Below are 25,510 nucleotides of genomic sequence, written 5' to 3' on the forward strand. Positions count from 1 at the left end.
TATCATGGAATGAATCGCTGATCACCCTTTGGAGGGAGGAGGGTGCCGCTCTTGGTGGATGCTCTTTCGGCTTGATTCTGAGCTGGTTTGGCTTGGTAACGAGTGCTTCTTCTTAGTATGATCCTCTTTCTTCTTGCTCCCCAGCTGATCTGGCTTGGTAACGGGTGCTTCTTCTTGGTATGATCCTCTCTTTCTTGCTCCCGAGCTGACTCGGCTTGGTAACGAGGTCTCTCTTGGTAGATCCTCTTCCTTCTTGCTCCCGCTTTGATTCCGCTTGGTAAGCTCTGCTCTCTCATGGAAATACCTTGTCCTTCTTGTTTCCAAGTTGATTCGACTTGGTGACACATGCTCCTCCTTGGTAAGATCCTCCCCTTCTTGCTCCCGCAATGATCCATCTTGCTATCGCTTGCTCTCTCTTGGTAGATCCTCTTTCTTCTTGCTCCCGAACGGATACATCTTGCTAACGCTTGCTCTCTCTTGGTAGATCCTCTTTCTTCTTGCTCCCGAACAGATCCATCTTGCTAACGCTCACTCTCTCTTGGTAGATCCTCTTCCTTCTTGCTCCCGAACGGATCCAGCTTGCTAACGCTCGCTCTCTCTTAGTAATCCCCCTCCACTCGCTCCCGAACCATTCCTTCTTGGTATGACCTCCTCCATTTCAACCTACTCCCTTACCGATTTCAGACAAGCTTTGTTTAAAGGTTGCCCATTTTTATTGGAATTGGGTTTTTTGCGTCTTTTTTTTGCTGGTTTTACATATGATGTAGCAAACTTAACAACAGTATTTGATGCTTGAAAAGGGGTGTGCACACTCATGAGAGACGCGTATTTTGATGTAGAATTCTCTGAAGTTTACATCGAGCTAACCAAAACGGCTCTTCATCAGTTTATAAAACGAATGATGAGTCAGCATTACTCTCTCTTCTGGAGATACGATACCACCACCATTTTCTTGATGATTGAAATGGAAGATTATATTCATGAACTTCCATTTGTTCGTAACACAACATTTTTGACATTGTCTGCGGAGCGCTTGAATATCTATGATGAAACACTCGCTGCGGCCATTGAAAAGCTGTTGCAATGCGAAAAAGGAAATGGCGTCGTAAAACGGGCAAGTAAAGGCCCGATGTACATTACCTCATACCAAGCTGGGGACATTGAATCCATGATTGAAATCGATGGGAGTGAGAAAGTCATGATGAACCGAAATGGCTCGATGGTCCAGTATCGGGATGACGGAAAAGCGTTAGAACCTCGTACAATCTTTAATATGATGAACCTTGAAATTGATTATGTGCTTATGGAACTATTCGAATCACTTCAAGATCAAGATGAAAAGAAAGTCGTTCTGCATAAGCAAAGACTGAAACGACTGACAAATCGACGTGATCAAGTTAAACAACTTTTATAACTCCATCCTGAATCACACCTCTTACAGCAAGCACAGATTCTAGTGCTTGCATTTTTTCGGGCACACTTAGATTAAACATCTTTCTACATAACCACCTCCCTGCCTTTATTTCTCTGCCATAAAAAGTTACAATAGAGAGATCGGTTCAAGACAGAAGAGGTGATAAGCATGGATTTACCCGTTCATATCGATATGGAAGAAGCGGCAACTGCCCTGCAGCCTGCTATCCACTCTACCTATAAAAAATTGGCAGCTTCACGTTATTTTACGGCCAGCCATCTGGAGCTGATCTCATCCGAAGCGAAACATGTCATAAACACCCACGCCAATGAAACGGGTGCGTATGGATATTTACTATATATAGAAGGTGTTTTTTCTCTCTCTCGCTCAAGTTCAACACAAGACCAGAGCTTTAGACGGTTTGAGCATTTTTATCGTTCGCTTGGTGAGGTGATTAAACAATCCCTTGAAAGTAATAAGGATTCGCATGATGCTTTTCTTTTTATGAATCAAATGGCTAAACGAATGGAGAAAGATCAACGTGATCTTTTTGCTCCATGGCCAGGTCTAATTCAACAATGTATCCCTTGCTTATCCGCTGGACATATTGAAAAACTAGATGAAAAGCTCAAACCTTACACATTTAATGAAGGTGCGACCCATGCTGTATTGGTTAAAAGCTATCTTTCACTTTTAGCTGGACGAGAAAAAAATGCGCTTCAGCAATTAATGTCTCTTACTACCAATTGGACAGAACAACAGATCACACCTCATTTTCGTTGTTTAGAGGAACGTGAACGATGGGACACTATTCTATTATGGCTGAAGCAGCTTTTCCCTTTGAAATCAGATGGACGTTATGGATCACTGCAAGCCTTTGCTGATCGTAGTAATGCCCAATTAAATAAAAATGGCGCTTTCTTATCTCATGTATGGGACCGTTGGCTCCTAGCGCCAAGCTTTCAGCGATATGCTGCTCTGACGACACATGAAAGTAAAGAAAAGAAACAACAAATAGTTGATTATTTGTTACCTAAACTTGAAGGTCAGCTTCATCACACTCAGACGGTCCAAGTTTATATCCGTCTCCTACATGAGCAGCAGCGCTTTGATAAGGCAGCTGAATATTTCTTAATGTATGAACGGAATCCACTTCGACTTCAAGAAGATAAAGAAGCGTTACTTCATGACATGAAAGTAAGCTCACCTCACCTCGTAAAACCAGTTTTCCATCAATTTGTGGTTAGATTGGCTGAAAAGAAGTCCAGGGCTCACTATGAAAAAGCCGCTCATTACGTCCATGAGTTAATGCTTGTGTATAGTCAAGAGAATAACGAGGAACGATTTCAACACTATATTCAGTTATTAAAATCTGAATACAAAACCTACCGTGCTTTTATCAAGGAGCTGAATTTTATTCATGCGTAAAATGATTATACATGGGGGCTGGATTAACAAGAATTTGTTTGTTTGGGCCGAGCAAGTTAAAAAGTCAAGGTTTGATCAGGTAGACAGCTTCAAATATCCGTTCCTTTATTCACCATTTGAATTAAAATTATTGCTCTATCAATATGATCCCCACTCTTTTTATGGGACGTTTATTCAAACAGGGCAAGCGATTCTTCAAGTACCGCTTATTAATCGTCAGGTTCAGTCCCCTGCTGGTGAAGCGACTATATATCAAGCTGATGCCCAGACTAAGCACTACCCTTTCCCAGTGGAAGGCATACAGTTAACACCAGACGAGTTTGTTTGGCAGCTACCGCTAATAAAAAGATGGGCAGAGCTTCCCCATGTTGAAGTAGGAGCAGATTTACGTGTATGGATACAGCTTGCAGATGAGGTATGGTCCATTATAGAAGACGGACATTTTCAGCCTGCTGCAGATGGGAGCTGGCGCCTCAAAGAAGATGTGATTCCTTTAGAAGCCTGGACATCCTCAGTGCCTAAAGCTAGCCTCTCTCTTCAATCTGAACAATCAATGGCTAAACAAGAGCAAACAAAAGCAGAAAATGAATCACATGTGTTGGATACATTAAACTTGATCAGTGATGCAGCAATTCGATTATTAATACAAGATCCAGAGGTAAACGAGGCCTTTTCGGAGTGGAAAAATAGTGTTGGTGATCAGTGGAAATCATTGGTACAATCACTGGCCTCATCAAGTCAAAACACGCAGATACCGCAAACGTCTAATCGCCTGGAGCAAGAGTTAGGAACGGTCAAGCTAGCCCCATTTCAGACAGCGCTTCGAATTGAAGAGCCGAATGATTCAGCAGATCCATGGATTGTAAAGCTTTGTTTGGCAGACCGTGTCCACTCTTCGTATATTGTTGATATGGTTGACTTGGAAAAAGGTGAACATCCATGGAGAGTGAACCCAATTAGTCAACTAAAATCAGATGCAAAAGCTATTTCAAGAGCCGTTCCTTATTTAAATGAGATCGGTCTTTCCCACGCTCAGGTTGAATTAAGTGCTGAGGACGTGTTCTCTTTATGTACAGCCTATGATCAACAGTTAAGAGACATCGATATTCATTTAATTGTTCCTAATTGGCTGCGACAACGAAAACAAATGAGCGTTAATTTAGCGGTGGAAACACCGACACAGGATAGTGCGTATAGCGAACCGTTATTAAACTGGGAAAATGTTGCGGACTTCACCTATAACATCGCAATAGGAGACGTTGTGCTTTCTGCTGATGACTTTTCTCAATATGTTGAAGAGAAACGTCCCTTTATATATCAGAATGGTCAATGGGTCGCCTGGGACCCTTCTATGGCGAAGAAGCTACAAACCTATTTAAACCAACTTGAAAATAAAGCTACGTATCTAGATACCCTTTTACTTAATGAAGGAGAAGACGATCAAGATCAACTTGAGTTGGATGTCGAATGGGATGTCGAATGGCAATCGGAAATGAAAACAAGCTTAACACAGGTTTATCAAGAAAAACCTTCACTTATTGAGTTGCCCGAAACATTTAATGGAGAACTTAGAGCGTATCAGCATGAAGGAGTTTCTTGGTTAGCTCATCTTCGTCGCGCAGGATTCGGAGCCGTGTTAGCAGATGATATGGGGTTAGGAAAGTCTATCCAAACCCTTGTCTATATGCAATATGTAAAAGAAGCTCAAGAAAAAGCAAACGAAGTAGCAGAGCCTTTTTTACTGATCTGCCCAACTTCACTGCTATACAATTGGTCTCATGAAGCCAACCAATTCGCTTCAAATCTAAGGGTTTTTATCCACCACGGTCAAACTAGAATTACTCAGTTTCTAGACAATGAAGAGCTAAGCCAATGGGATGTAGTGCTCACATCTTATCAGCTTGCCGTTAGAGACGCGGAAGCCTTTAAAACGATTCATTGGAATGGCATGGTTTTAGACGAAGCACAGCATATAAAAAATGTGGATACGAAACAGCGACGCGTGATTAAGCAGTTCAAGGCCACTCATATCTTTGCCTTAACAGGAACGCCTATTGAAAACCGCCTTAGAGAGCTTTGGTCCCTAATGGATGTTACGAACCCTGGTTTATTAGGTCGGTATGGATCGTTCCAAAATCAATTTATTAAGCGCATCGAAAAAGAAAAAGATCAAGAACGATTACAACAATTGCAAGCAACCATTCGACCTTTTGTCATGCGCAGAAAAAAGAATGATCTGTCATTGCAATTAAATCTACCTGAGAAGCGTGAGCGTATTCATCACGTTCACCTCTCACTTGAACAAGCAGCGTATTATCAAGCGATTGTGGAAGAAGTAACGAAACAACTTCATGAGGTATCAAACATGGAGAGAAGGTCCTTAATCCTCAGAAGTTTAACTCGCTTAAAGCAAATCTGTAATCACCCAGCACATTTCTTGAAATCAAAAGAAATGGAAGCCCACGAATCGGGTAAATGGAATGAATTTCTGCGTATCATCGACGAGATTCAAGGTAAGGGTGAAAAAGTATTGATCTTTACTCAATACAAAGAAATGGGTGCACTAATCACGCAAGAATTAGAGAAACGATTTGATCACCCTGTTCCTTTTTTACACGGTAGCTTAACTCGAGCAATGAGACAGGCTGTCATTAGTGATTTCCAATCCAACGATGAAACAACCGCTTTTGTGCTTTCACTAAAAGCTGGTGGAGTCGGATTGAACTTAACTGCCGCTACACATGTCATTCATTATGACAGATGGTGGAACCCTGCTGTAGAAAATCAGGCAACGGACCGTGCTTTTAGAATTGGGCAAACCTCTGATGTCACTGTCCATAAATTAATTACGACTGGCACAGTAGAAGAGCGAATTGATCGAATGCTTGTGACAAAACAGTCTCTTGCCGATGAAATATTATCTGCAGATGCTGCTAAACTAACAGAAATGACCGACGATGAAGTTCTTGATTTAATTCGATTAACTAGAGAATAGAGGAGGTTTTCCATGACACTCGATCCAATCTTTGAGTCCTTTTGGAAAGCAGACTCAGATGAACTAGCCAAAAGACCAACGGATGAGATACAAGTCTCGGCTGAAGAAGAAGGCGAAGCGTGGGCATCATTTCGCAAAGCTGTTCAACAGGCAGCTACTAAACGAGATCATAAAGAATAAAAAAAAGCGATGACAATCTAAGATTGTCCATCGCTTTTTTTTACTTTGTAATTTCGATGTCAATAGTAGCCGAAGGTAATTCAAGATCATTGGTTGGCTTACCCACTATTTCTGCTAGTAGTGTGTACGATCCTGAATCTAAGTCATTAACTGAAATCGTTTCTTCGTACGAGCGAGAATCTCCCGCTGCTAATTCATCTTCTACGATCGCCATTGTAAACATCATATCTTCTGAAAAGCGATAAACCTCTTCATCTGATTCATCCGTTAGAACCAATTCATACATTTGTGAACTTGGAAACTCAATTGTCTGTGACTCGCCTGTTTCATTCGTCAGAGTCATCTCAACGAGCAGTGTCCCTTCATTTTGATTGGTTTGTACCTCAAGCTGCCAGTCATTCATCTCTTCGACTCCTTCCTGATCGTCTTGACCTTCATTATTTGGTGCCTCGGCTTCCTGACCACACGCTGCTAATAAAACGAGTAGTGCAACAATGAATACTACATTCCAACCTTTTACCATGAGTTGTCCACTCCTTATTGTTTGTTAAATAATCCGTAGACACTTGCTGTTTCAACAATATTCGTAAATGCAGTTGGATCAACGTCGTTTATGATGGTTTTAAGGTCGTATAGCTCGTACCGGGTAAGAACGATAAACAATACCTCTTTATCATCAGAAGTATAGCCTCCCTTTGCCGGTACCCTTGTAATACCCCTTGTCAGTCTTTCATGAATAGCCGTTCTCAATTCTTCTGCATGTTTTGTTACGATCATTGCTGTTAGCTTAACATAGCGTGTATGAATCGCATCAATGACTCTAGATGTAACATAAAGAGCTACTAATGTATATAAAGCTTTCTCTGGATCGAACAAAACTCCTGCTGCAAATACAATTAAACTATTTAGAACGAAGAAATAGATCCCGACTGGTCGATCACTGTATCTCGCAAGAACCAACGCAATAATATCTAGACCACCTGAAGAAGCACCCCAACGAAGCATGAGTCCTGCCCCAACTGCACCTAGAACACCACCAAACACCGCGTTTAATAAAATATCTTGTGAAAATGCATATTCAGGCAATACTTCTAAAAAGATAGAAGTTATTGCAACACTAATAAAACTATAGATCGTGAAGCTCTTACCAACTTTTTTCCATCCTAGAATGGCGACAGGTATATTTAAAAGGAATAGTAACAGGCCAGTTGATAGATCAAACGTTGATGCAATCAACTGAGAAACACCTGTGAATCCACTTGCAAATACATCAGCTGGTATTAAGAAGAAATTTAATGATGCCGCAAGTAGAGCGGAACCAATAATTATAATCATTATTTTCTGTATCTCTTTAAACATCCATACACCTCTAGTTTTTTCTGATGATGGCTGCTCCTCGTTCGCTATTTCAAATGCATCCCAAACCAATCTGTTAGTTGAAACAGAACCTTGCGTGAAAGCACATGTTCAGTCTGTTTTTCGAGATATAGCACAAGACGATCAGGACTTGATGTATACTCTGGTAATAATTGGTTATACAAAGTGCTTGAATAACTTGATGGAACAACTGTATCTTTTTCTCCGTGCCAGATCATTAATGGTCGTCCATTTACCTTATGAAGTTGCTTCGATAAATCAAACGGCTTTAACTTCATAAGTGTTGATTGTACCTCTGAATCCTGAATAGGCAACCCTTGTTTTCTAATTTCATCGATTTGCTGATGAGCGAAGTCATCAAAATATGCGGAGCCCATTAAACAACCAGCAGTATGAATCCATTGATACTGCGATAGCGCTCCAAATGTTGTAATAGCTCCCATTGACGTACCGCCAACCCCAATTAGATCTGGATTTGTTAAACCACGACTAACTAGATGATCTTTAAGGAGCTCTAGCTCACCAATTGAGTTAATGACAATGTCCCACAGTAGCAATGTTCTCTGCAAGCCAGTAGTCTTCCCCTCACGCTCCCCATGATGTAAAGCATCTGGCAAAATTACACGAAATCCTTTTGAGGCAAGATGATAAGCAATATGTAAGTTTTTATCTTTGGCACTTGTCAGCCCATGAAAGAAAAAGATTGTTGGCTGATTCTGTTGATCCATTACTGTCTGCTCTGCTACATGCAAAAAGGGAATGTCTCCTAGCTGTTCCCTCACTATCGAAATCATCAATGACCGTCTCCCTTTTTTAAAAAATCTCAATAGATAAAGCCACCAGGAAAGGTGGCTTACTTATGATTTAGCTGTTGTTCTTCATTGTAGCGCTGAACACTGTATAATGCCCCTTCACCAACCATTTTACTGTCCTCTGATATGGGAATAGGATTACCTAGCTGTTCGTCCGATTTTGATTCGCTCGTTGATACCTTATCCGATACTTTTTGATAAGAATCTTTCATAACCTTTGATACTTTAGCACGACGGGTTTCATCATTGAGCCAAATTACAGCTCCACTTACCGCACCCGCAACAGCTGAAGCAACTAGCCATTTTTTTACACTCATCTGAATCTCCCCTTCCATTCTCTTATACATTATATTTTCCTAATCATCCGGTTATTAAACATGTTATTGAGTAAAGAGAAGACTATTCTGTTTTGTCTTGATACAGTTCACCCGAATGCTTAACTACCCACTCGAGTCCCTGTTTAACTTCACCATTCCAAGAAAGCATGCCTCCTGCAAAATTACGAACATTAGTAATTCCCTGTTCCTTAAGGTAAAGGGCCACATTTTGGCTTCGTTTTCCGCTTCTACATATAAAGACATAAGAGGAAGAACGATCTAGGTCAGCAACCATGCTAGGAATTGTATTCATCGGGATTAATGGCACCCCAGGAATATGTGATTCGCTGTACTCTTCAAGTTCTCTTACGTCGATCAAAATTGGTTCCTTAGCTCCTACCTTTAGGAGTTGTTGAATCTCTTCTTCCTTAATTTGTACAATACCATCTTCTTCAAATGACATACGTACACTCCCCTTTCTCATCTATTTTTAGTGTAAAAAAGCTTCTACCTTCTGTCAATCAACTGGCTTTGCCATCTTCAATTTAATGAGTCGATACGTATGAGAAACAATGACCTTACCAACGGCATAAGAAGGTACAGCTAATAGAAGTCCAACTAACCCAGCAAAACGGCTGGCCACCAAAAGAATAAATATGATTGTGACCGGATGGATATTTAACTGGCGCCCCATAATTTGCGGTGAGATTAAGTTACTCTCAATTTGTTGGATAACTAATACCCCGATAATGACTACAAGCGCCAATATTGGTGATTGGAATAATGCAACAACTACTGCTGGGAATGTGCCAATCCATGGGCCGATAAATGGAATGACATTTGTCAGCATCGCTACTATAGCTAGAACTAGTGCATATTCTAAACCAATACTAAAGTAGAAAATCAGACAAAGGATCCCTACACACAAACTGACCAAAATCTGACCCTGTAGGTAAGAGCTTAAAGCAGTATCCATGTCCGAAAGAATACGTCTACCTTCTTGTTGTTGTTTAGCAGGGACAAATTTCAATAAAAATGCCGGTGCCTTATCTCCTTCCTTAAGAAGATAAAACAGTACAAATGGGAAAATAACTAGGACAATCACCACACTAGCAACTGCTCCAAGCACCTTAAAGAGATTAGACCCAATCGATGTTAGATAATTTTGTAAATTCCCTGTTACCTCATTAACGATATCTTGAAAGGAATTTTCTCCGCTTTCTTGAAACTGCTGCACATACTCATTTTCTTGAAGTTGGAGTATCATCTCCTGACCTTGATCTATATATGTAGGTACTTCGTCAATAAAGCTACTCGTTTGCTTTTGAATTTCCGGTCCTACCATTAAGACTCCTCCCGTAACTAGACCAATTAAGGCAAGAAACGTAATCAAAATAGAAAGAGCTCGTGGAATTTTTTTACTTAGAAGATTCACAAATGGACGTAAAAGATAGTAAAATACTCCTGCGATAGCAATGGGTGCGAATAATGTTTGAACAAGAATAGAAATTGGCTCAAAGATAAAGCTTACTAGTGAAGCAAGGTAGATAATAAGTAGGATTAATGCAATTCCAATACCTACTCTAAAGGATTTTGATTGGGGTAACATATTGGACAATTTCCTTCCTGAAACTTTTTTTTAAGTATATCACTCTTATTCGTGAACTGAAAATATGAACTGACTTTATATCTATAAGCTAAACAAATATTTTAGAATGAAATCTTCGTTTATTCTAAAATCGATCAGGGTAGGGAAGAGTATGAAGGATTTAGTCTTAAAGGAGGAGTTCCATTGAAACTGAAACTGTTTATGATCCTCGGATTCAGCATGATCTTAACTGCTTGCGGACAAGGGAATGAAGCAGATCCGGAGCCAGACACTGGACAGCCAGAGGAAACAGAGGAAAATGACCAGCACACAGAAGATGAGGCATCCATGCAAAATGTGTATCTATTTTATCCAGATGAACATGTAGAAGATTTGTATCGGGTTGAGAGAAGCGTATCATCTGAAGATACGGATGGCGCGATGGAAGCTCTTAACCTATGGCTTGAAGGACCCGAAAGTGAAGAAACCAGTTTAACTACACTAACAAACACGGATATAGATATTCAATCTATTGAGGACCATGATGGAGTTGCTCATGTTTCCTTCTCGCCGGAATTTCTTGAACTTCAAGTTGGCTCTGGTACAGAGGAAATGTTACTTCAACAAGTTGCTCTAATTATGGATCAATTTGGCTTTGAGCAAACGCAAATTCTTATAGATGGAGAAATACAGGAACAGCTTTTTGGACATCTTTCTACAGATGAACCCATTACTGCCGAAGATCCAGAATCCTATGAACTAGTCGAGTCTTAAAGAGACAAAGAAAGAAGTCTTTTAATGACAACAAGGGCCAAACAATGACGTGTAAGACAAGTCATTGTTTGGCCCTTTATGTTTCTCAAAACATCCTTCTATCTCTTGTAGCGCTGATGAATCAACACAGTGCCAGTTAAAAATGGTTCAGATTTTAACCAAATTTGGGTTCTCTACTATCGCTCCCAAAATGGGGGCACGCATACCGCGGTCATGCATTGAAAAAGAATCGATAGGTAGTTAGGAGTTCTCTTATAGACATAAAACAGCTTTTTTACAATTAATCACATCAGTAGTGGAAGGAGAAACCGAAGACTCCTACGGAACAGAACGAAGACATTGAAGGGGTGCCCTTCCACTTCAAGGGCTGAGGCCGTTATTGTGGGTGCGTAGGTTTCTCCTGGAGCGGCGTACAGCTAACTTTTTCAGTTCATCTTAATCCCTTATTCTTCGTCATTTCATCTAACACTAGCTGATGTGTTCCAGCTATTTATTCCACATAAGTAAAATCATGCTGATGGAATTGCGAAGAAAGCCTTTCTATGGTCATTTGTATTCTTTCTTGATCCGCGTAAGATTCGTTGTGGCTCCAAGCTTCTTCAATAGCTGGCAAAATCACCTGATTATAATAAGATGCCATATCAATTGACCGATCATCTCTGAGGAGTGTTCTGTCCTCTTGTATGATTTCTTGGAGTTCCGTAAAATCGGTGGTTTGTACTCTGATTTGTCCACTTTCATATGTTTCAGGAACGGGAAAGGAGACAGACTGTAGCTCATATTCATTAATCTTATAAGGCAATGGCAAAGCGATTGCACGTACATGTTCTTGATCCACTTGCTCCACCTTGTTTTGTGTGACAAGATGATCTCCGCTAAAAGCTTCTGGAATGATACCTACCACACTAAAGTAAGTAGCCACAGCAAAAGCACTGAGCAAAAGAGCAACAATATGATCATGTTGTTTTGAACTGGTTTTGGCTTTAACTAACTTTGGAATTAGCAAGCTACCTATAATCACTATAATAGCCAATAATACAATGAATAGAATTTGAAACATTAGTTCTCCTAATACAAGCACACAACTCTTCCTCTCTTAAGTCAACAACAATGCAGACTTTTTCCATCCTATATGCTACCACAGGTCTGAATTTCAGAGAAGAAATAAGGTCGCTCCTTATAAAGGAATGTTTCCGTGCTTTCTATGAGGATGGTTTCTCTGTTTCTTTTCAACTAAAGAAAAAGCAAGAATGAGACGTTTTCGCGTATCATCAGGATGAATGATGTCATCAATTAGTGCTTTATTAGCAGCGTGATAAGAATCAGCGTAGAGGCTGCGATATTCACTAATTTTTTCTTGTTTCATTTGATCTGGGTTTGGGCTCTTTTGAATCTCTTTAGCATAAATGATAGAAGCTGCTCCCTCCGGACCCATCACAGAAACCTCAGAACCGGGCCAAGCAAAAACAAAGTCAGCTCCTATTGCTTTGCTATTCAAGGCTACAAAAGCACCTCCATACGCCTTTCTAAGGATTACAGTAATCCTTGGGACAGTTGCTGTCGCAAAGGCATAGATTATTTTGGCTCCATGCCGAATTAGCCCCCCTTGCTCTTGTTTTATTCCAGGCATAAACCCACTAACATCTTCTAGAACCAACAAAGGGTAATTAAAAGCATCACAGAACCTGACAAATCTAGCACATTTGTCGGCTGCATCCATATCTATACAACCAGCCATTACTTTAGGATTGTTAGAAATAATACCAATTGGTTTTCCATTTAATCTGGCAAAACCAATAACCATGTTTCGTGCAAATTTCTTCTGCACTTCGAAAAAGCTATCCTGGTCTACGAGAGAGTGAATAATTGTTTTTATATCATAACCCTTTCTTGAATCAGTTGGTAAAAGGGTAAGTAGAGAGGTACCTTTTGGCGCTAGTACTTCTTCTGTTTTAACTGGCTTCCACAAACAAATCAGCCGTCGTACTTCTTGTAAAATGTCTGTCTCTGTCTTAGCGATGACGTGAACATTCCCACTGATCGACGCGTGCATCGACGCCCCACCCAAATCCTCTCCGGCTATATCTGTACCAGTAATTACTTTTACTACTTTTGGGCCAGTGATAAACATTTGACTTGTTTTTTCGACCATAAATATAAAATCAGTAAGGGCAGGAGAGTAAACGGCACCCCCTGCACACGGGCCTAAAATCACTGATATTTGTGGGATGACCCCTGAATAGTTCGCATTTCTTTGAAAGATACTCCCGTATCCTTCTAGCGCAGTAATTCCTTCTTGAATTCTTGCTCCTCCAGAGTCATTTAATCCAATAATAGGTGCCTTCATATCTGCGGCCAAATCCATCAGCCACGCAATTTTTTTTGCGTGAATTTCACCAAGAGAGCCCCCTGCTACTGTGAAATCCTGAGCAAAAACACAAACCTTCGTTCCATGTATCGTTCCTACACCAATGAGTACACCATCATTTAACTGTTCGATTTCGTCTTGATTTCCCGCTGCGAACTGTTGAAATTCTGTCCAAGAGCCAGAATCAAGCAAATCATCTAACCTTTCTTGAGCTGTTCTTTTTCCTTTCGAATGCTGTTTCGTTCTTTTCGCATTTTCTTCATTAAAGATGCTCTGCAATTTCTCTAAATATGTATCCATCGCTTGATTTCGATTCATCCATCCACCTCATTATCTACTTCTTTATATGTCCAGAAAGTAACTTTCTTATGCAAAATAACATGTGAATACACATGAATTAAGAATCAAAAAAACGAAGTCGACATTTATTTGTCAACTTCGTTTTCATCTAGGTCATTTACTTTTTGGTTAGAGATAAAAAAACAAGATTTGCTCATGATCCTCTTTTTAGCGGCATGGTGACACATCGGAAAGAACCACCTGATTTTATGATCTCAGAAAAAGCTACTTCATGTAACTTAAAACCCTTTTCTCTAAGCTGTTCATTTGTTTTATTATTCTCAGGAAGAACAATAATGTTTTCATTGCCAAGCGAAAGGACATTTACGGCAAGTGAAAATTGCTCTTTCTTACTCACTTCAATAAGTGTATATTTTTTTCTTAGCCATTCGACATGTTCTGGTTTTATTGCATCACTATACACTAACGCAACATTCTCAGATACAGGATTAAACACACAGTCCAAGTGAAGATAAGAACTATCAAAATAAATCGGATGCACCTTTTTCGTTGGATGATTCTGTTGAATACGTTCTACAATTTTATTACTTGTACGGCTACTTATTCCAATAAAGATGTCATCTCCATCAATGACAACATCGCCACCTTCAATTGTTCCACCTTCAATTGGCTGGTAAGACAAGTTCTTCTCCTCCAAGTACTTTCTTAGAACTTGTTCTTCTCCTTGGCGAATAGGGCGTTCTAATGCAGCAAGATACACTACATCGTCAATGACAAAGCCAATATCACGTGTAAATACCTGCTCTGGGAAAGTTGAATCAGCAGCAACTTCATGCACGTTTACCCCAAGTGAAGTCAACGTCTTTTTGAACTGATCGTGTTGTTCCAATGCCGTTGGTATATGGATATTCATATCCTTATAATGCGCTTGAATAGAATTAATCACTTCCTTGATGCTCATATACTTAGGAGGACACACAATCACTTCCTCTAATTGATCATATTCAGTTTGACAAGAACTCTGCATAGTTGGCTCCCACCTTACATTTATATTCGTACCCTTTATTCTGTTCGTTTAATAAGATGCGAACCCACCTAAAAGGATCACATATACTATTGTGAACCCCTAAAAAAGGAGGGTGTCACGTGGCAATTGATTCAGTAAAACTGTTGATGTGGATACAACAAGATCCTTACTTGTCCTCTGCTTATCATTATATACGATTAAATATGGATAATCAGGAAGAAGCCTTACACTATATGTATGAAATTTATGTAGAAAGCACACCAATTTTATTAAACGGTTTTTATGAATTCGTTTTAAATGAACAAAAAAGCTGACTGGATCCCAGCAGCTTTTTTGTTTATAAACGTCACTTCTTTTTTACGAATAGTTTATAAATTAATACAATAGCGGCTGCTATTAACAACAAATGAATAACTCTACCTGCTATTCTAAAAATGACTCCAACAAGCCAGACTCCTAAAATAATCAGCAAAATCGTCCAAAGCATCCCCATCACCCCTAGTCATTAGTCCGTATCAACTATGTATAAAACATAGTATGCAACCTGTATATCAAAAATACTCTAAAAATGCTGGACAATTTTCTGTCCAGCAAAACCCTATTGAAATGTTAGATGCAATTTGAATCCATAATCATAGATGGTTTTTCCATTCTTATGATCTTCAATTAGCGTTTTATAATCATTGGTAAGAACCATAAACTGTTGCTCATCTCTTTTAGCCAACGCATGATCAATTTTCGAAAGTAACTGATTTTTCTTGTGGTAGTAGAGGGAGTATTCAAGTACAGCTTGTGCATAGAGAGAATAGACGGCAGCCTGCGAACGCTTCTGCAGACTTTTGATGATTTCAAGCTGCTTTAAAACCTCTTTGTCCATAGCGAATTGGTTGCTCATCTTATTTTCCTCCTATTCCAATGACTATTTCAATAATTGTTACTAACTATATACCCCGTTTTTTGTCGATTAAAACCATTATGAATGTTTTTGTTTTTTACTGTACTCTTAACTAAGAGACTAGGACAGAACTATTTTTTAAATCACAAAAACCGAAGCATACTGCTTCGGTTTCTTGTCCGATCATCATAATAAGAGAGTAAAGCTACCGCTCCGGACATACACTCCGCTTTCCGTGGGCGGCTAGTGAGCCTCCTTGTGCTTACGCACTGCGGAGTCTCACCCAGGCCTTTCCTCCCATCGGAGTCTCCGTGTATGTCCTACGCTGGTTTAAGTTGAAAAGAAAACAGGGATGAAGTACTTACGGGTTAACAAAAAATTAATGGAGACGATTAATTTAATTGTTCGCCTTTTCATTCGTTTATCTTGTTATGTCCCTGCATCTTTTGCCTTATCTGTTAGACGATTGGAGAACTTCAGCAACCGTTTCTATGACACGTTCCTTTTGAAATGGCTTAACGATAAAATCCTTTGCACCTAACTGAACAGCTTCAAGCACAAGAGCTTGCTGACCCATCGCCGAACACATAATTACATTGGCACTTGGATCTTTTTCTTTGATCTGTTTTAAGGCTTGAATCCCATCTAGTATTGGCATTGTGATATCCATTGTGACTAAATCAGGCTGTAGCTTTTGATACTGCTCCACAGCTTTTACGCCATTTTCAGCTTCACCTACTACGTCGTATCCAGCATTCACAAGGATATCTTTAATCATCATCCGCATAAATGCAGCGTCATCCACGATTAATATGGAAGCCATTCGTTCACCTCTTCTTCTCTAATCCTGCATCACTTTTTCTAAATCCAATAAACTAAATAACCTCGTGCCAAGCTTAACAACACCATCAAGATAGTGTGCTTCCACACCACCTACCACTTCAGGAGTTGGTTCAATTTTACTAACGGGAATATCCATTACATCATTGGCTCCATCTACAACCAAGCCTAGAATTAAGTCTTCATTAGAAGTCACAAGAATTCTTGTTGACTCATCCGACTCCTTGCCTTCTAGTCCGAATTTAAGTCTTAAATCAATGATTGGAGTAATCACTCCGCGCAGATTCATGACACCTCGAACAAATGGCGCTGTGCCTGGTATTCTTGTAAAAGACTGCATTCGTTCAATTGATTGAATTTCACTAACTTTGATAGCATATTCTTCTTCATGCATATGAAAAATAATTACTTTTATTTGATCTTCTATAACTTCTACACTCATTCCTTGACTCTCCTTTTTATCAATTCTTATTTGATCAGCGCATTTGGATCAACAATTAAGGCGACTTCTCCATCACCAAGAATCGTTGCACCTGAAATGCCAAAAACATTGGTCAAGTAGTTACCAAGTGATTTCAACACGATATCGTGCTGACCGATAAGAGAATCTACTACCAATCCAGCTGTTTTGTCGCCTTTTTGGATAATAACTAAGGAATAGAAGTCTTCATCTAAATCTACTCTGGTTGTGTCAAAGACATCACGAAGGAAAACGAGAGGAACAACCTTCCCTCTAAAATCAATCACTTTTTGTCCGTGAGCACTAAATAATTCATCTTTATTAACTATAGCCGTCTCTACGATCGAGGTAAGAGGAATGGCATACTTTTCTTCCCCAGTTTCAACAAGCATCACATCAATAATAGAAAGAGTAAGCGGTAACTGGATTAAGAATGTTGACCCCTTTTCCAGTTCTGATTGTACTGTTACTACCCCACCCAGTGATTCAAATGTGTTTCGTACAACATCAAGCCCTACTCCACGACCTGAAATATCAGTGATCTGCTCGGCTGTACTAAATCCTGGTTCGAATAAGAGACCAAATACTTGAGAGTCTGTTAGCGTATACCCTTCTTCTTCCGTAATAAGGTTGTTTTTAAGAGCTTTTGCTAGAACCTTCTCACGACTAATCCCCGCACCATCATCTTTAATTTCAATGAATACATGGTTTCCACTATGATAGGCTTTTAAAAGAACTGTTCCCTGTGAAGGTTTTCCAATGGCTACTCGCTCTTCAGGTGTCTCAATGCCATGATCAATCGAATTTCTGAGTAGATGTACAAGCGGATCTCCAATTTCATCAATAATCGTACGATCAAGTTCCGTTTCAGCTCCGACTATCTCTAGATGAACTTGTTTATTCAGTTCCTTAGAAAGTGTACGGATCATTCGAGGGAATCGATTAAAGACCGTTTCAACTGGCATCATTCTCATGGTTAAGATAATTTCTTGCAAGTTGCCTGTTATACGTGACATTCTTTCAACTGTTTCAGTCAACTCTGCATTTTCAAGCTCACCAGAAATTTGCTCGAGTCGGCCTCGATCAATAACAAGCTCCTCAAAAAGATTCATTAACACGTCTAAACGATCAATGTTTACACGTATCGTTTTGCTAGTCTCTACTGCTTTTTGAGGTTCTACCGCTTTTTCTTTTGTTACTTTCTTGACAGGTTTTAATACATCTTCTTCTGTCTTTTCTACATGAACAAAGTTTGTCATCGTTTGAATGTAGACATTGGCAATCTCAGAGATTTTTAGGATACGTTGCTTAATCTCTTCCCCGGGACTTTTTGAAATGACCGTTACCAAGAATTCAAGTTCAAATTTTTCTTCTTCTAATAATTCAGCATTCGGCGAGGATTTAATCACTTCTCCGATTTGACCTAACACGTCAAACACCATAAATACTCTTGCCGCTTTAAGCATCGCTTTCTCATCTAGGACCACTTTAACCTGATAAACTGAATAACCTTGTTCTAATGATTCCTCTAAAACCGTTCGTTCATATTCATCATATACTTCTACTAAATCAACTGTATCATTTGTAGCTGCTTGCTCAGAGACAATCGGTTGCTTCCCTTTTTCAATCGCTTCTAATTCATTGACTAGTGCCGTTACATCTAGCTTTCCATCGCCACCACTGGCAATATCATTCACCATGTTTTCCAAATCATCTACTGACCGAAACATAATATCTATTATGTCAGTTGTAGCTTGTTTCTTTTTGTTACGGATTAAGTCTAAAACATTCTCCATATTGTGCGTCAAATGGGCCAAATCCTCATAACCCATCGTTGCTGACATTCCTTTTAATGTATGCGCTGATCGAAAAATTTCACCTATTATTGATTCATCTTCTGGCTGCTTTTCCAGCTTTAATAGATGATCATTTACTGCCTGTAAATGCTCCTGACTTTCATCAAGAAATACAGCCAAGTACTCTGAATTCATCAAAACGATGTCCACCTCATTCTATTGATTCTACCTACATATGTTAGAGTCTCTCTTCTAAAAAAGAGGCCTCTTTTCACCTCTTTTACTTATATCGGTATGAATGTGTGTAGGTTTCAATAGAAGTGGACGTTGTTTTTAAATTAACTAGATGACGAATAGCTACTCGAATCTCATTTTCTTCAAAATCTGTCACTGTTATTTCATGGAGCATCTTCTTTTGATCCCTAAGTGTGACTAAATATAAACCGGCAACAGCTTGCCCAGTCAACTGTTCGTATGCCCATTTATAAAGAACGAGCTGAGCTTTGTAGCGATCAGTTAATTCTTCCCCTGACTGTGACAGTACATGTGTTTTGATATCAAAAAGATAGATATCAGATTGTATCGAGGCAACTCGATCAATCGTTCCAGAAATTTCAGCACCCTCTAACTCTATGGAGAAGGACCACTCATTTGCTATACTTTCTCCAATTGGCAATTGAGAGTAAGCAACCAAAAGCTCTTTTATTTCTTTTTTGTAGATGGTTTTGTTGGTCAGATACGTATGATTCTCTTCTACGGCAAGCATGACTGACTCATCAATCGACCAACCTAAATCAAATAATTCACACGCTCGATGTACCAATGTTCCAAGAGTATCTGATGCTAAACCATGTGTTGCGAGTGATTTAGTTTGAACGATTTGAGGATTTTTTCCTCTAAGATACTGTTCAACATAATGACTAGGATTGTTTATAAAAGATGTAATTTGACTAACTGAAAATGCGACAGGTATTTTTTTAGTCTCTTGACGAAGTGTTGGTACACTATACGTTTCCCCTTGGGTCTTTTGCCACATTGGAGCCTCTTCAGCTGTTCTTTCTTGATACCACGTACCCGTTAAAAGATCTTCATCTGCATCATTGATCATTTGTAACCATGAGAATGCAGCCGGTTGATGATTGCCTTTCACCAAGATCAATTTGTCTCTAGCCCGAGTTGCCGCTACATAAAACAGTCGCTTCGCTTCTTCCGTTGCCTTATCATCTGCTTCTGCTTTTACTAAATGGTAGCCTGGCGTCTCAATGTTTTGATTTGTATTTTCAAGATTCATCACTATACCTAATGAAGAGTGGAATCGGATTCTACCGGTTTCACTTTGTGGCCTTTTGTGCAACTGTGGAAGAAAAACGATCGGGAATTCTAACCCTTTTGATCCATGAACGGTCATAATCGTGACTGCATCACCTTCTGCACGTTCAATCGATGAGTCTCCCTCTTTAGCGCTCCATTCAATTCTACTTTGAATGGATTCAAGTAAAGCAGGTAAATCATCCTCCTGCTCATTAGCTAATGTCTCAATAAACTTTTCAACATTTCTTACTCGTTGAAGACCTCCTGTTTGCAAGAGCAAAGATGTCTTTAGTCCACTTTGTTCAAGGAGTTCATATAGAGCATCAATAAACGTAGGTATTGGCTGAATAGGCACCCATTTTTTTATCCACTCTCTTAACTTTGTAACCGTTTCTACTAGATGAGGGTGTTGAAGTTGCTCCGAGAAAAACTCCTCATCAAAACACACATAGTCTCCAATGGTTTGATGTTCCTTACACGAGTTCTTAAGAATGAGGAAATCATTAATTGTTAGTCCAAATAACGGACTACGCAGCAACGCTAATAGATAGAAGTCCTCATACGGTTCATTTATCCAACGCAATAGGGTCAGAAAATCAACCACCTCACGTCTTTCATAGAACCCAATTCCACTCTGAACCTCGTATGGTATCTGTTTGACAGTAAGTGCTTTTTCAAGCTTACGTAAATGAGTTCGTGTTGGGATTAACACCGCCATATCACGCCAAGATGCCGACCTCCACTGATCGTCACTAAACACCATCTTTTTCTTTTCATAAACAAGTTCAACCATTCGATTCGCCATCAAGTCATATTCATCTAGTTCCCCACTAAGTAATTCAACTGCTTCACCCTCAGATGTATGATTAGGTTCACGATTGGCTTGAAGGGGCTGATATAACGTTTGATATGAGTAAGTTTGCATGTGTGTCATTGCTTTTGAAAATACTGTATTTACTGCTGAGACAATTGGACCTACTGTTCGATAATTCGTATTCATTAAGACTCTTCGACTGAAAGGATCTGCCTCCGCATCCTGCTCTAAATCGTTCATGATGCTGACATCTGCTCCACGAAATTGATAGATAGATTGTTTGGTGTCTCCAACAATAAAACGATAGTGTGGGCGGATTCGATTTAAGACCTCGAGCTGTAGGGCATTTGTATCCTGAAATTCGTCAATCATCATATGCGTAAGTTCTTCTCTACACTTTTGCTGAATCTCTTTATCCTCAAGCAATGTGAGTGCCTTCTGTTGAAGGTCCGTGAAATCCAACCCACCTCTAAATAATTTTTGATTGCGATAGCTCTTATCAAACGCTTGAATTAACCAAATAAACCTTTCAAGATAATGACTGTTTTCTTCCATAAATGACGATTTACTTCGTTCTTTCATTTTTTCTTTTAAAGGCTTCCAGTTTTGCTCAAAGAGCTGGTAGAGTCCTGGTATCTCTTCTTCCCACTTTCGGTTCACTCGATTTGGCATGATATCTTCCAAATGATCTTTAAAGGTTTCACCGTATGTACGATTTGAGACATCACTAAAAAACGTAACCATTCGATCAACATGGGCTTGATTAGCCTTTGACAATCCTGAAGCAGGAAAGCTTTTAATCGCTTGATTAGCTAGAGAATCAAACTCTTTCAGTTGGCTAATCCAGGCCTCTTCCTGTGCTTTACATTGTTTTTCCCACATCTCGTTTCCTATTAATTGTTGAACGTTATCTTCCCCCGGCTGGAGTTCCCTCATTTGATCGTAGACCTGTCGGAGGTAGGTAGAAAGTTGATCTTTACCTAGAAGGTGAATCAACGGTTCTGCTTGACTGAAAAAATCTCCGAAAGTAAAGAGTGATTGAAGAACATCTTGTTTTAGAACATTTGCCCCTACTTCATCCAAAAGGTGAAAAGAAGCTGGTAGACCTGCTTGATAAGCATACTGATTTAGTAGCCGTTGACAAAAACTATGAAAGGTTGAGATAACCGCTCGATCTAACGCTTCCTTTTGATTGGACCAATACATTTTTTCATCATCTTTAATCGCTGATTGGAGCTTGTCTTCTAGGCTCGCCCGAATCCGCTGCTTCATTTCTCGTGCAGCTTTCTCTGTAAAGGTAATGGCAGAGATCGCATCTATTTGGGCACCATGCGATGATTCCGGCTCTAAAAAAGCCAGTTCACAAAGGTGCATTACTCGTTCTGTTAATACTCTAGTTTTGCCTGAACCTGCACCAGCTGCTACTACAACCAACGGCTCCTTAGAAAAGATCGCCTCTTGCTGTTGGTCATTAAATGTCATACTCATGACGGCGCATCAGCCTCCTTTTGATCGTCTGTTACTCGGCAAATCGGACTGTACGGACAGCTGTCGCGACAATCTAGCGGTCTTACGGGAAAAGAGCTGGTCATACCTTGCCACAAATCCTGCACTTTATTTTCAAGATCATATTTATCCAAGAAGGCTTGTGTACCTAAATCATTTTCTTTATTTTTACAATGGGAGCTTACCAAAAATCGAGAGTGCTTACCCACTTCATTTTCCTGCCATATTCCATTGTTGCTTCTTTTATCTGGTGCTCTTAATGAAATATAAGAGGCACCTACGGCATGAAATGTCTTTCCTGTTTGTTTTTCTAATTGATTGCTCAGAATATAACTGTACAGTGGAAGCTGTAATTTCAAACCGGTTCGTACTTCTTCCTCCATCTTTAGAGAGGATTGGCCTGTTTTATAGTCATAAATGACAAACTCTCCGTCCTGTTGGTCTACACGATCAATTTTACCAGTCAGGGTTATCTTATCTCCCACTCCGTTATCCATCTCAAAATGAAGAGGGCGTTCAAGTGAGGAAATGGACATGTCTGATAGTCTTGCATTGTCCCAAAACAGCTTGCGTTCAGCGGTCCACCAATCTAGGAGACGTTGAAGCCACTGCTGCTTCAATAGATTTAACTCAAGCTTTGTCACATGAGGACTCTCTTCTTCTATCAACTGCCACTCTTCATCTAGTTTCTCTTGTATCATACTAGGAACCTGTTGTTTCTCTTGCTCAGTGAGTGAAGCAAAAGGACGTTCGATTACATCTAACTCCTTATAAAGCCATTCAATAAGATCATGGACCAGCTTCCCTATTAGTATAAAGGAGACTCCTGTTGATTCCGCTTCCGGTTCATTTACCTGTAGAAGTCGTTCAAAGGAATAACGAATGGGACATCGGGCGTAGCTCTCTAATGCCGTAATAGCAACTGTAGGTAGTTGCTTTAGTTGATTCTCAATAGAGGGTGAAACTGGCTCATCGCCTAATTGCAATCGATGAAGGTGTTCTTCGATGGTTTGAATGTCCCGAGGCATGTCTGGAACCTCATAGTATTTGCCTCTCCAATATGCCATCATCTCTCTCTGCTCTACTTCTGAATCGGCCTGCCTATGAGCCATTCTAGTCTCAAATGACCACTTCTTCTTTGGAACCGATGTTTCAAGCAAAGGAGAAGGCAGTAATGGATGATGAGGGTCTACTCCTTCAACAAAACTAAAAACGAGTTCTTCCGCTACATAAAATAATTGTTCAAAGTACGCTTCTTGTTTTTTGCGAAAATGTGATTGGCTTGGTTTACCATATGGGATGTGATATTCATACAAGTCCGATTCTTGAATATAACCAGCTAAGGTATAACCCCCAGGAAATTGATCCGCACCCAACGAAGGAATATATAACGTTTTCCCTGTAAATCGGGCAATATCTTGCCATGAATATGAAGCCGTTCCTGTTCGTAAGCCTGCTTTCTGCACAAATTCCTTCTTCTGAACAGATGCCTTTACCCACTCCTGCATAAATGACAACGAAACCGTAAGATCACCCATCTCATGCTGTTTATACACATCTACTTTGCGTTGTATCGTTTTCTTGATCTTGTTTAGTGCTTGTTTCTCTTGTATCAAATAATCTAATGTATGCACGTTCGTCTCATTGGCTATTTGATCATCGAGCCACTGCTCCAATTCCAACTGTTCAAGACAATCAAGTAATTGATTAAGATAATCAATAAAACGAGTCTCAAGTTTCCACTTTATCTCAGTCATTTGAGCACATCTTGCATCAATATTTTCTATACCAGTCTGACCCGTTCGTTTCAGTTGTCGCTTCGCTTTTGCATAGACTATGCCTGTTCCCCCATAAAATTGGAGAAGACGTAATGAAAGAGATTCGCGACTTTGCTTATCAAAATCGTTTTGAAGTAAAGTTTCTACTAATTGATAGGATGAGGTTTGTCCCAATTGACGCATAGTTGGTAACGCAATGGCTACATTTGCTTCTAGTGCAGCGCTGCGCCACAAATCTTTTTCAGCTGAGGGTAGGACAATCGCTGCTTCTGATTGATGAACGTGTAAATCTTGTACAAGCCCTGTCCATTGTTCCCTATTTGTTGTTGCTTTTATTAAGGAAACGGCTGAGGCTGTTTGTTTTGTAGGAATTACGGTGAAATCGGACGTATCATAGCCTATTTTCGTTAAATCAGTTAACGTTTCTTCAACAATATCTAGTGGTGCATAATTAGGTAAATAAATAGTGACTTTAATATTCGCTTGAAGTAATGCTTCCAACATTCTAAATTGCAGTGGGCTAAAGTCATAAAAGCCATCCACAACAACATGCCACTGAAATGGATTCTCTTCCTTCTCAAGTACATTGGCCGCGTGAAGAATTTGGTTCTCAGGATCTAATGCCTGATATTTCTTTAACATCTTTTCATACGCAATAAATGTAGGCATACATTCCTCTAATGAAAGGGAAACTGCCTCAATTGGCACACAGAGTCTTTTTAATTGTCCATAAGTATCCGCCAACGCTCTAGCCTTTTCTTTTGGTGAACGAGCATCAACTTCTGACTCAGACTCAAGAATACGTTGAAAAAAAAGCGCCCTTTCTTGTTCTGTTAAAGAAAGGAACGCCATCTTCTTTTCTAAAAATGTATGTTCAGCCACATCGTCAAACGTACCAAATGTCAAAGGAAGGTTAGAAGAGCGAGCAGCCTTTAACCATGAACTTGAGGGCATGACATAATAAATGGTTTGCTTTAGCTCTTTCATTTCTCCAGCGTATTGTCTCAGCCGACTCATACTGCCTATATCTCTTAAGGTAGTACCCAATACACGTTGAGTAGACATTTATTTGCTCCTTTTTGTACGCAGCATATCAACATGATCAATATCATCAAGAAGATATACTTCTGATATTGGAGTAAAATCAAACGAACGATAAAAACGATCTAAATAGAATTGAGCTTGAATTTGAATCGTTTGCTGGCTATAGTCCTCTTCTAAAACGTGAATCGATTGTCTCATTAATTCTTTTCCGCTTTCAGAACCTCTCCACTCTTTTTTAACAAGCACTCTACCAATCGACGCATGTTCCCTTTCAGCAGAAGGTAGAAAAAGCCTTGAATATGCTGCTAATTCATCGCCAACATACCCTACCAAATGGATCGCTTCTTGATCTTTTCCGTCCACCTCTTCATACGGACAGTTTTGTTCAAATACAAAAACATTCACTCTAGCTTGTAGAATGTCATATAGCTCCTGTGTATGTAATTCACTAAACGTTTTTTTAACCCACTTCATGATTCATTTCCT

General features: G+C 39.7%; 24 protein-coding genes. 6 read left to right on the forward strand and 18 right to left on the reverse strand.

Translation table 11 applies throughout. From position 1 onward, the window contains the following. Positions 1 to 2: 2 nt before the first annotated feature. Positions 3 to 347: a hypothetical protein gene (locus J2S05_RS13445; RefSeq protein ID WP_306983629.1), complete on the reverse strand. Its 345-nt coding sequence runs from the start codon at positions 345 to 347 to the stop codon at positions 3 to 5. Positions 348 to 814: 467 nt separating this feature from the next. On the opposite strand from J2S05_RS13445, the gene J2S05_RS13450 reads away from it, so the two are divergent. The 4 genes from J2S05_RS13450 (at position 815) to J2S05_RS13465 (ending at position 6,017) form a co-directional block, all read left to right on the forward strand. Beyond that, the gene (locus J2S05_RS13450) at positions 815 to 1,414 is read left to right on the forward strand and encodes a hypothetical protein (protein WP_306983630.1); all 600 of its coding nucleotides are present in this window, start codon (positions 815 to 817) and stop codon (positions 1,412 to 1,414) included. 168 nt (positions 1,415 to 1,582) lie between these two features. Beyond that, positions 1,583 to 2,842, forward strand: a complete 1,260-nt coding sequence (locus J2S05_RS13455; RefSeq protein WP_306983633.1) for a hypothetical protein — start codon at positions 1,583 to 1,585, stop codon at positions 2,840 to 2,842. Beyond that, complete coding sequence (locus tag J2S05_RS13460; RefSeq protein WP_306983634.1) at positions 2,835 to 5,837, forward strand: DEAD/DEAH box helicase; 3,003 nt, start codon at positions 2,835 to 2,837, stop codon at positions 5,835 to 5,837. Before J2S05_RS13455 ends, J2S05_RS13460 begins: the two co-directional genes overlap by 8 nt. Positions 5,838 to 5,849: 12 nt before the next feature. Further along, positions 5,850 to 6,017, forward strand: a complete 168-nt coding sequence (locus tag J2S05_RS13465) for a hypothetical protein (RefSeq protein ID WP_306983636.1) — start codon at positions 5,850 to 5,852, stop codon at positions 6,015 to 6,017. 40 nt (positions 6,018 to 6,057) lie between these two features. On the opposite strand, the gene J2S05_RS13470 is transcribed toward J2S05_RS13465, so the two are convergent. The 6 genes from J2S05_RS13470 to J2S05_RS13495 all read right to left on the reverse strand — a co-directional run bounded on the left by J2S05_RS13470 (position 6,058) and on the right by J2S05_RS13495 (position 10,132). Continuing rightward, positions 6,058 to 6,540, reverse strand: a complete 483-nt coding sequence (locus J2S05_RS13470) for a BsuPI-related putative proteinase inhibitor (RefSeq protein ID WP_306983638.1) — start codon at positions 6,538 to 6,540, stop codon at positions 6,058 to 6,060. 14 nt (positions 6,541 to 6,554) lie between these two features. After that, on the reverse strand, positions 6,555 to 7,376 hold the full coding sequence (locus tag J2S05_RS13475; protein ID WP_306983640.1) for a YitT family protein: 822 nt from the start codon (positions 7,374 to 7,376) through the stop codon (positions 6,555 to 6,557). Between the two features lie 44 nt (positions 7,377 to 7,420). Continuing rightward, the gene (locus tag J2S05_RS13480; protein ID WP_306984153.1) at positions 7,421 to 8,188 is read right to left on the reverse strand and encodes an alpha/beta fold hydrolase; all 768 of its coding nucleotides are present in this window, start codon (positions 8,186 to 8,188) and stop codon (positions 7,421 to 7,423) included. 59 nt (positions 8,189 to 8,247) lie between these two features. Further along, positions 8,248 to 8,523: a hypothetical protein gene (locus J2S05_RS13485; RefSeq protein WP_306983642.1), complete on the reverse strand. Its 276-nt coding sequence runs from the start codon at positions 8,521 to 8,523 to the stop codon at positions 8,248 to 8,250. A gap of 82 nt (positions 8,524 to 8,605) precedes the next feature. Next, entirely contained in the window at positions 8,606 to 8,986 is a 381-nt protein-coding gene (locus J2S05_RS13490) for a rhodanese-like domain-containing protein (RefSeq protein WP_306983644.1), read from the reverse strand. Positions 8,987 to 9,040: 54 nt separating this feature from the next. Beyond that, entirely contained in the window at positions 9,041 to 10,132 is a 1,092-nt protein-coding gene (locus J2S05_RS13495; protein WP_306983646.1) for an AI-2E family transporter, read from the reverse strand. A gap of 183 nt (positions 10,133 to 10,315) precedes the next feature. On the opposite strand from J2S05_RS13495, the gene J2S05_RS13500 reads away from it, so the two are divergent. After that, entirely contained in the window at positions 10,316 to 10,885 is a 570-nt protein-coding gene (locus J2S05_RS13500; protein ID WP_306983647.1) for a GerMN domain-containing protein, read from the forward strand. A 490-nt stretch (positions 10,886 to 11,375) separates the two neighbouring features. Here J2S05_RS13500 and J2S05_RS13505 read toward each other — a convergent pair whose 3' ends face one another. From J2S05_RS13505 to J2S05_RS13515, 3 genes are all read right to left on the reverse strand, one after another. Further along, positions 11,376 to 11,966, reverse strand: coding sequence for a hypothetical protein (locus tag J2S05_RS13505; protein ID WP_306983650.1), 591 nt, complete (start codon positions 11,964 to 11,966; stop codon positions 11,376 to 11,378). 96 nt (positions 11,967 to 12,062) lie between these two features. Beyond that, positions 12,063 to 13,571, reverse strand: coding sequence for an acyl-CoA carboxylase subunit beta (locus J2S05_RS13510; RefSeq protein WP_306983652.1), 1,509 nt, complete (start codon positions 13,569 to 13,571; stop codon positions 12,063 to 12,065). Positions 13,572 to 13,746: 175 nt separating this feature from the next. Continuing rightward, positions 13,747 to 14,580 (reverse strand): dimethylarginine dimethylaminohydrolase family protein, encoded by an 834-nt coding sequence (locus J2S05_RS13515; RefSeq protein ID WP_306983653.1) that lies wholly within the window; start codon positions 14,578 to 14,580, stop codon positions 13,747 to 13,749. 119 nt (positions 14,581 to 14,699) lie between these two features. Here J2S05_RS13515 and J2S05_RS13520 point away from each other — a divergent pair, with 119 nt between their 5' ends. After that, on the forward strand, positions 14,700 to 14,894 hold the full coding sequence (locus J2S05_RS13520; RefSeq protein ID WP_306983656.1) for a hypothetical protein: 195 nt from the start codon (positions 14,700 to 14,702) through the stop codon (positions 14,892 to 14,894). 32 nt (positions 14,895 to 14,926) lie between these two features. Here the strand turns inward: J2S05_RS13520 and J2S05_RS13525 are convergent, their stop codons facing one another. The 8 genes from J2S05_RS13525 to J2S05_RS13560 form a co-directional block, all read right to left on the reverse strand. Then, complete coding sequence (locus J2S05_RS13525) at positions 14,927 to 15,067, reverse strand: lmo0937 family membrane protein (protein ID WP_306983658.1); 141 nt, start codon at positions 15,065 to 15,067, stop codon at positions 14,927 to 14,929. 111 nt (positions 15,068 to 15,178) lie between these two features. Then, positions 15,179 to 15,475, reverse strand: a complete 297-nt coding sequence (locus tag J2S05_RS13530; protein WP_306983660.1) for an IDEAL domain-containing protein — start codon at positions 15,473 to 15,475, stop codon at positions 15,179 to 15,181. Positions 15,476 to 15,926: 451 nt separating this feature from the next. Further along, the gene (locus tag J2S05_RS13535) at positions 15,927 to 16,298 is read right to left on the reverse strand and encodes a response regulator (protein WP_306983661.1); all 372 of its coding nucleotides are present in this window, start codon (positions 16,296 to 16,298) and stop codon (positions 15,927 to 15,929) included. An 18-nt stretch (positions 16,299 to 16,316) separates the two neighbouring features. Continuing rightward, positions 16,317 to 16,757, reverse strand: coding sequence for a chemotaxis protein CheW (locus tag J2S05_RS13540; protein ID WP_306983664.1), 441 nt, complete (start codon positions 16,755 to 16,757; stop codon positions 16,317 to 16,319). A 26-nt stretch (positions 16,758 to 16,783) separates the two neighbouring features. After that, the gene (locus J2S05_RS13545; protein ID WP_370873652.1) at positions 16,784 to 18,766 is read right to left on the reverse strand and encodes a chemotaxis protein CheW; all 1,983 of its coding nucleotides are present in this window, start codon (positions 18,764 to 18,766) and stop codon (positions 16,784 to 16,786) included. An 85-nt stretch (positions 18,767 to 18,851) separates the two neighbouring features. Continuing rightward, positions 18,852 to 22,184: a UvrD-helicase domain-containing protein gene (locus J2S05_RS13550; protein WP_306983667.1), complete on the reverse strand. Its 3,333-nt coding sequence runs from the start codon at positions 22,182 to 22,184 to the stop codon at positions 18,852 to 18,854. Beyond that, a complete protein-coding gene (locus tag J2S05_RS13555; RefSeq protein ID WP_306983669.1) occupies positions 22,181 to 25,045 on the reverse strand; it encodes a PD-(D/E)XK nuclease family protein in 2,865 nt (954 codons plus the stop codon). Before J2S05_RS13555 ends, J2S05_RS13550 begins: the two co-directional genes overlap by 4 nt. Beyond that, positions 25,046 to 25,498: a GNAT family N-acetyltransferase gene (locus tag J2S05_RS13560; protein WP_306983671.1), complete on the reverse strand. Its 453-nt coding sequence runs from the start codon at positions 25,496 to 25,498 to the stop codon at positions 25,046 to 25,048. Between the last annotated feature and the right edge of the window lie 12 nt (positions 25,499 to 25,510).

The organism is Alkalicoccobacillus murimartini (assembly GCF_030813245.1).
GTDB lineage: Bacteria > Bacillota > Bacilli > Bacillales > Bacillaceae_D > Alkalicoccobacillus > Alkalicoccobacillus murimartini.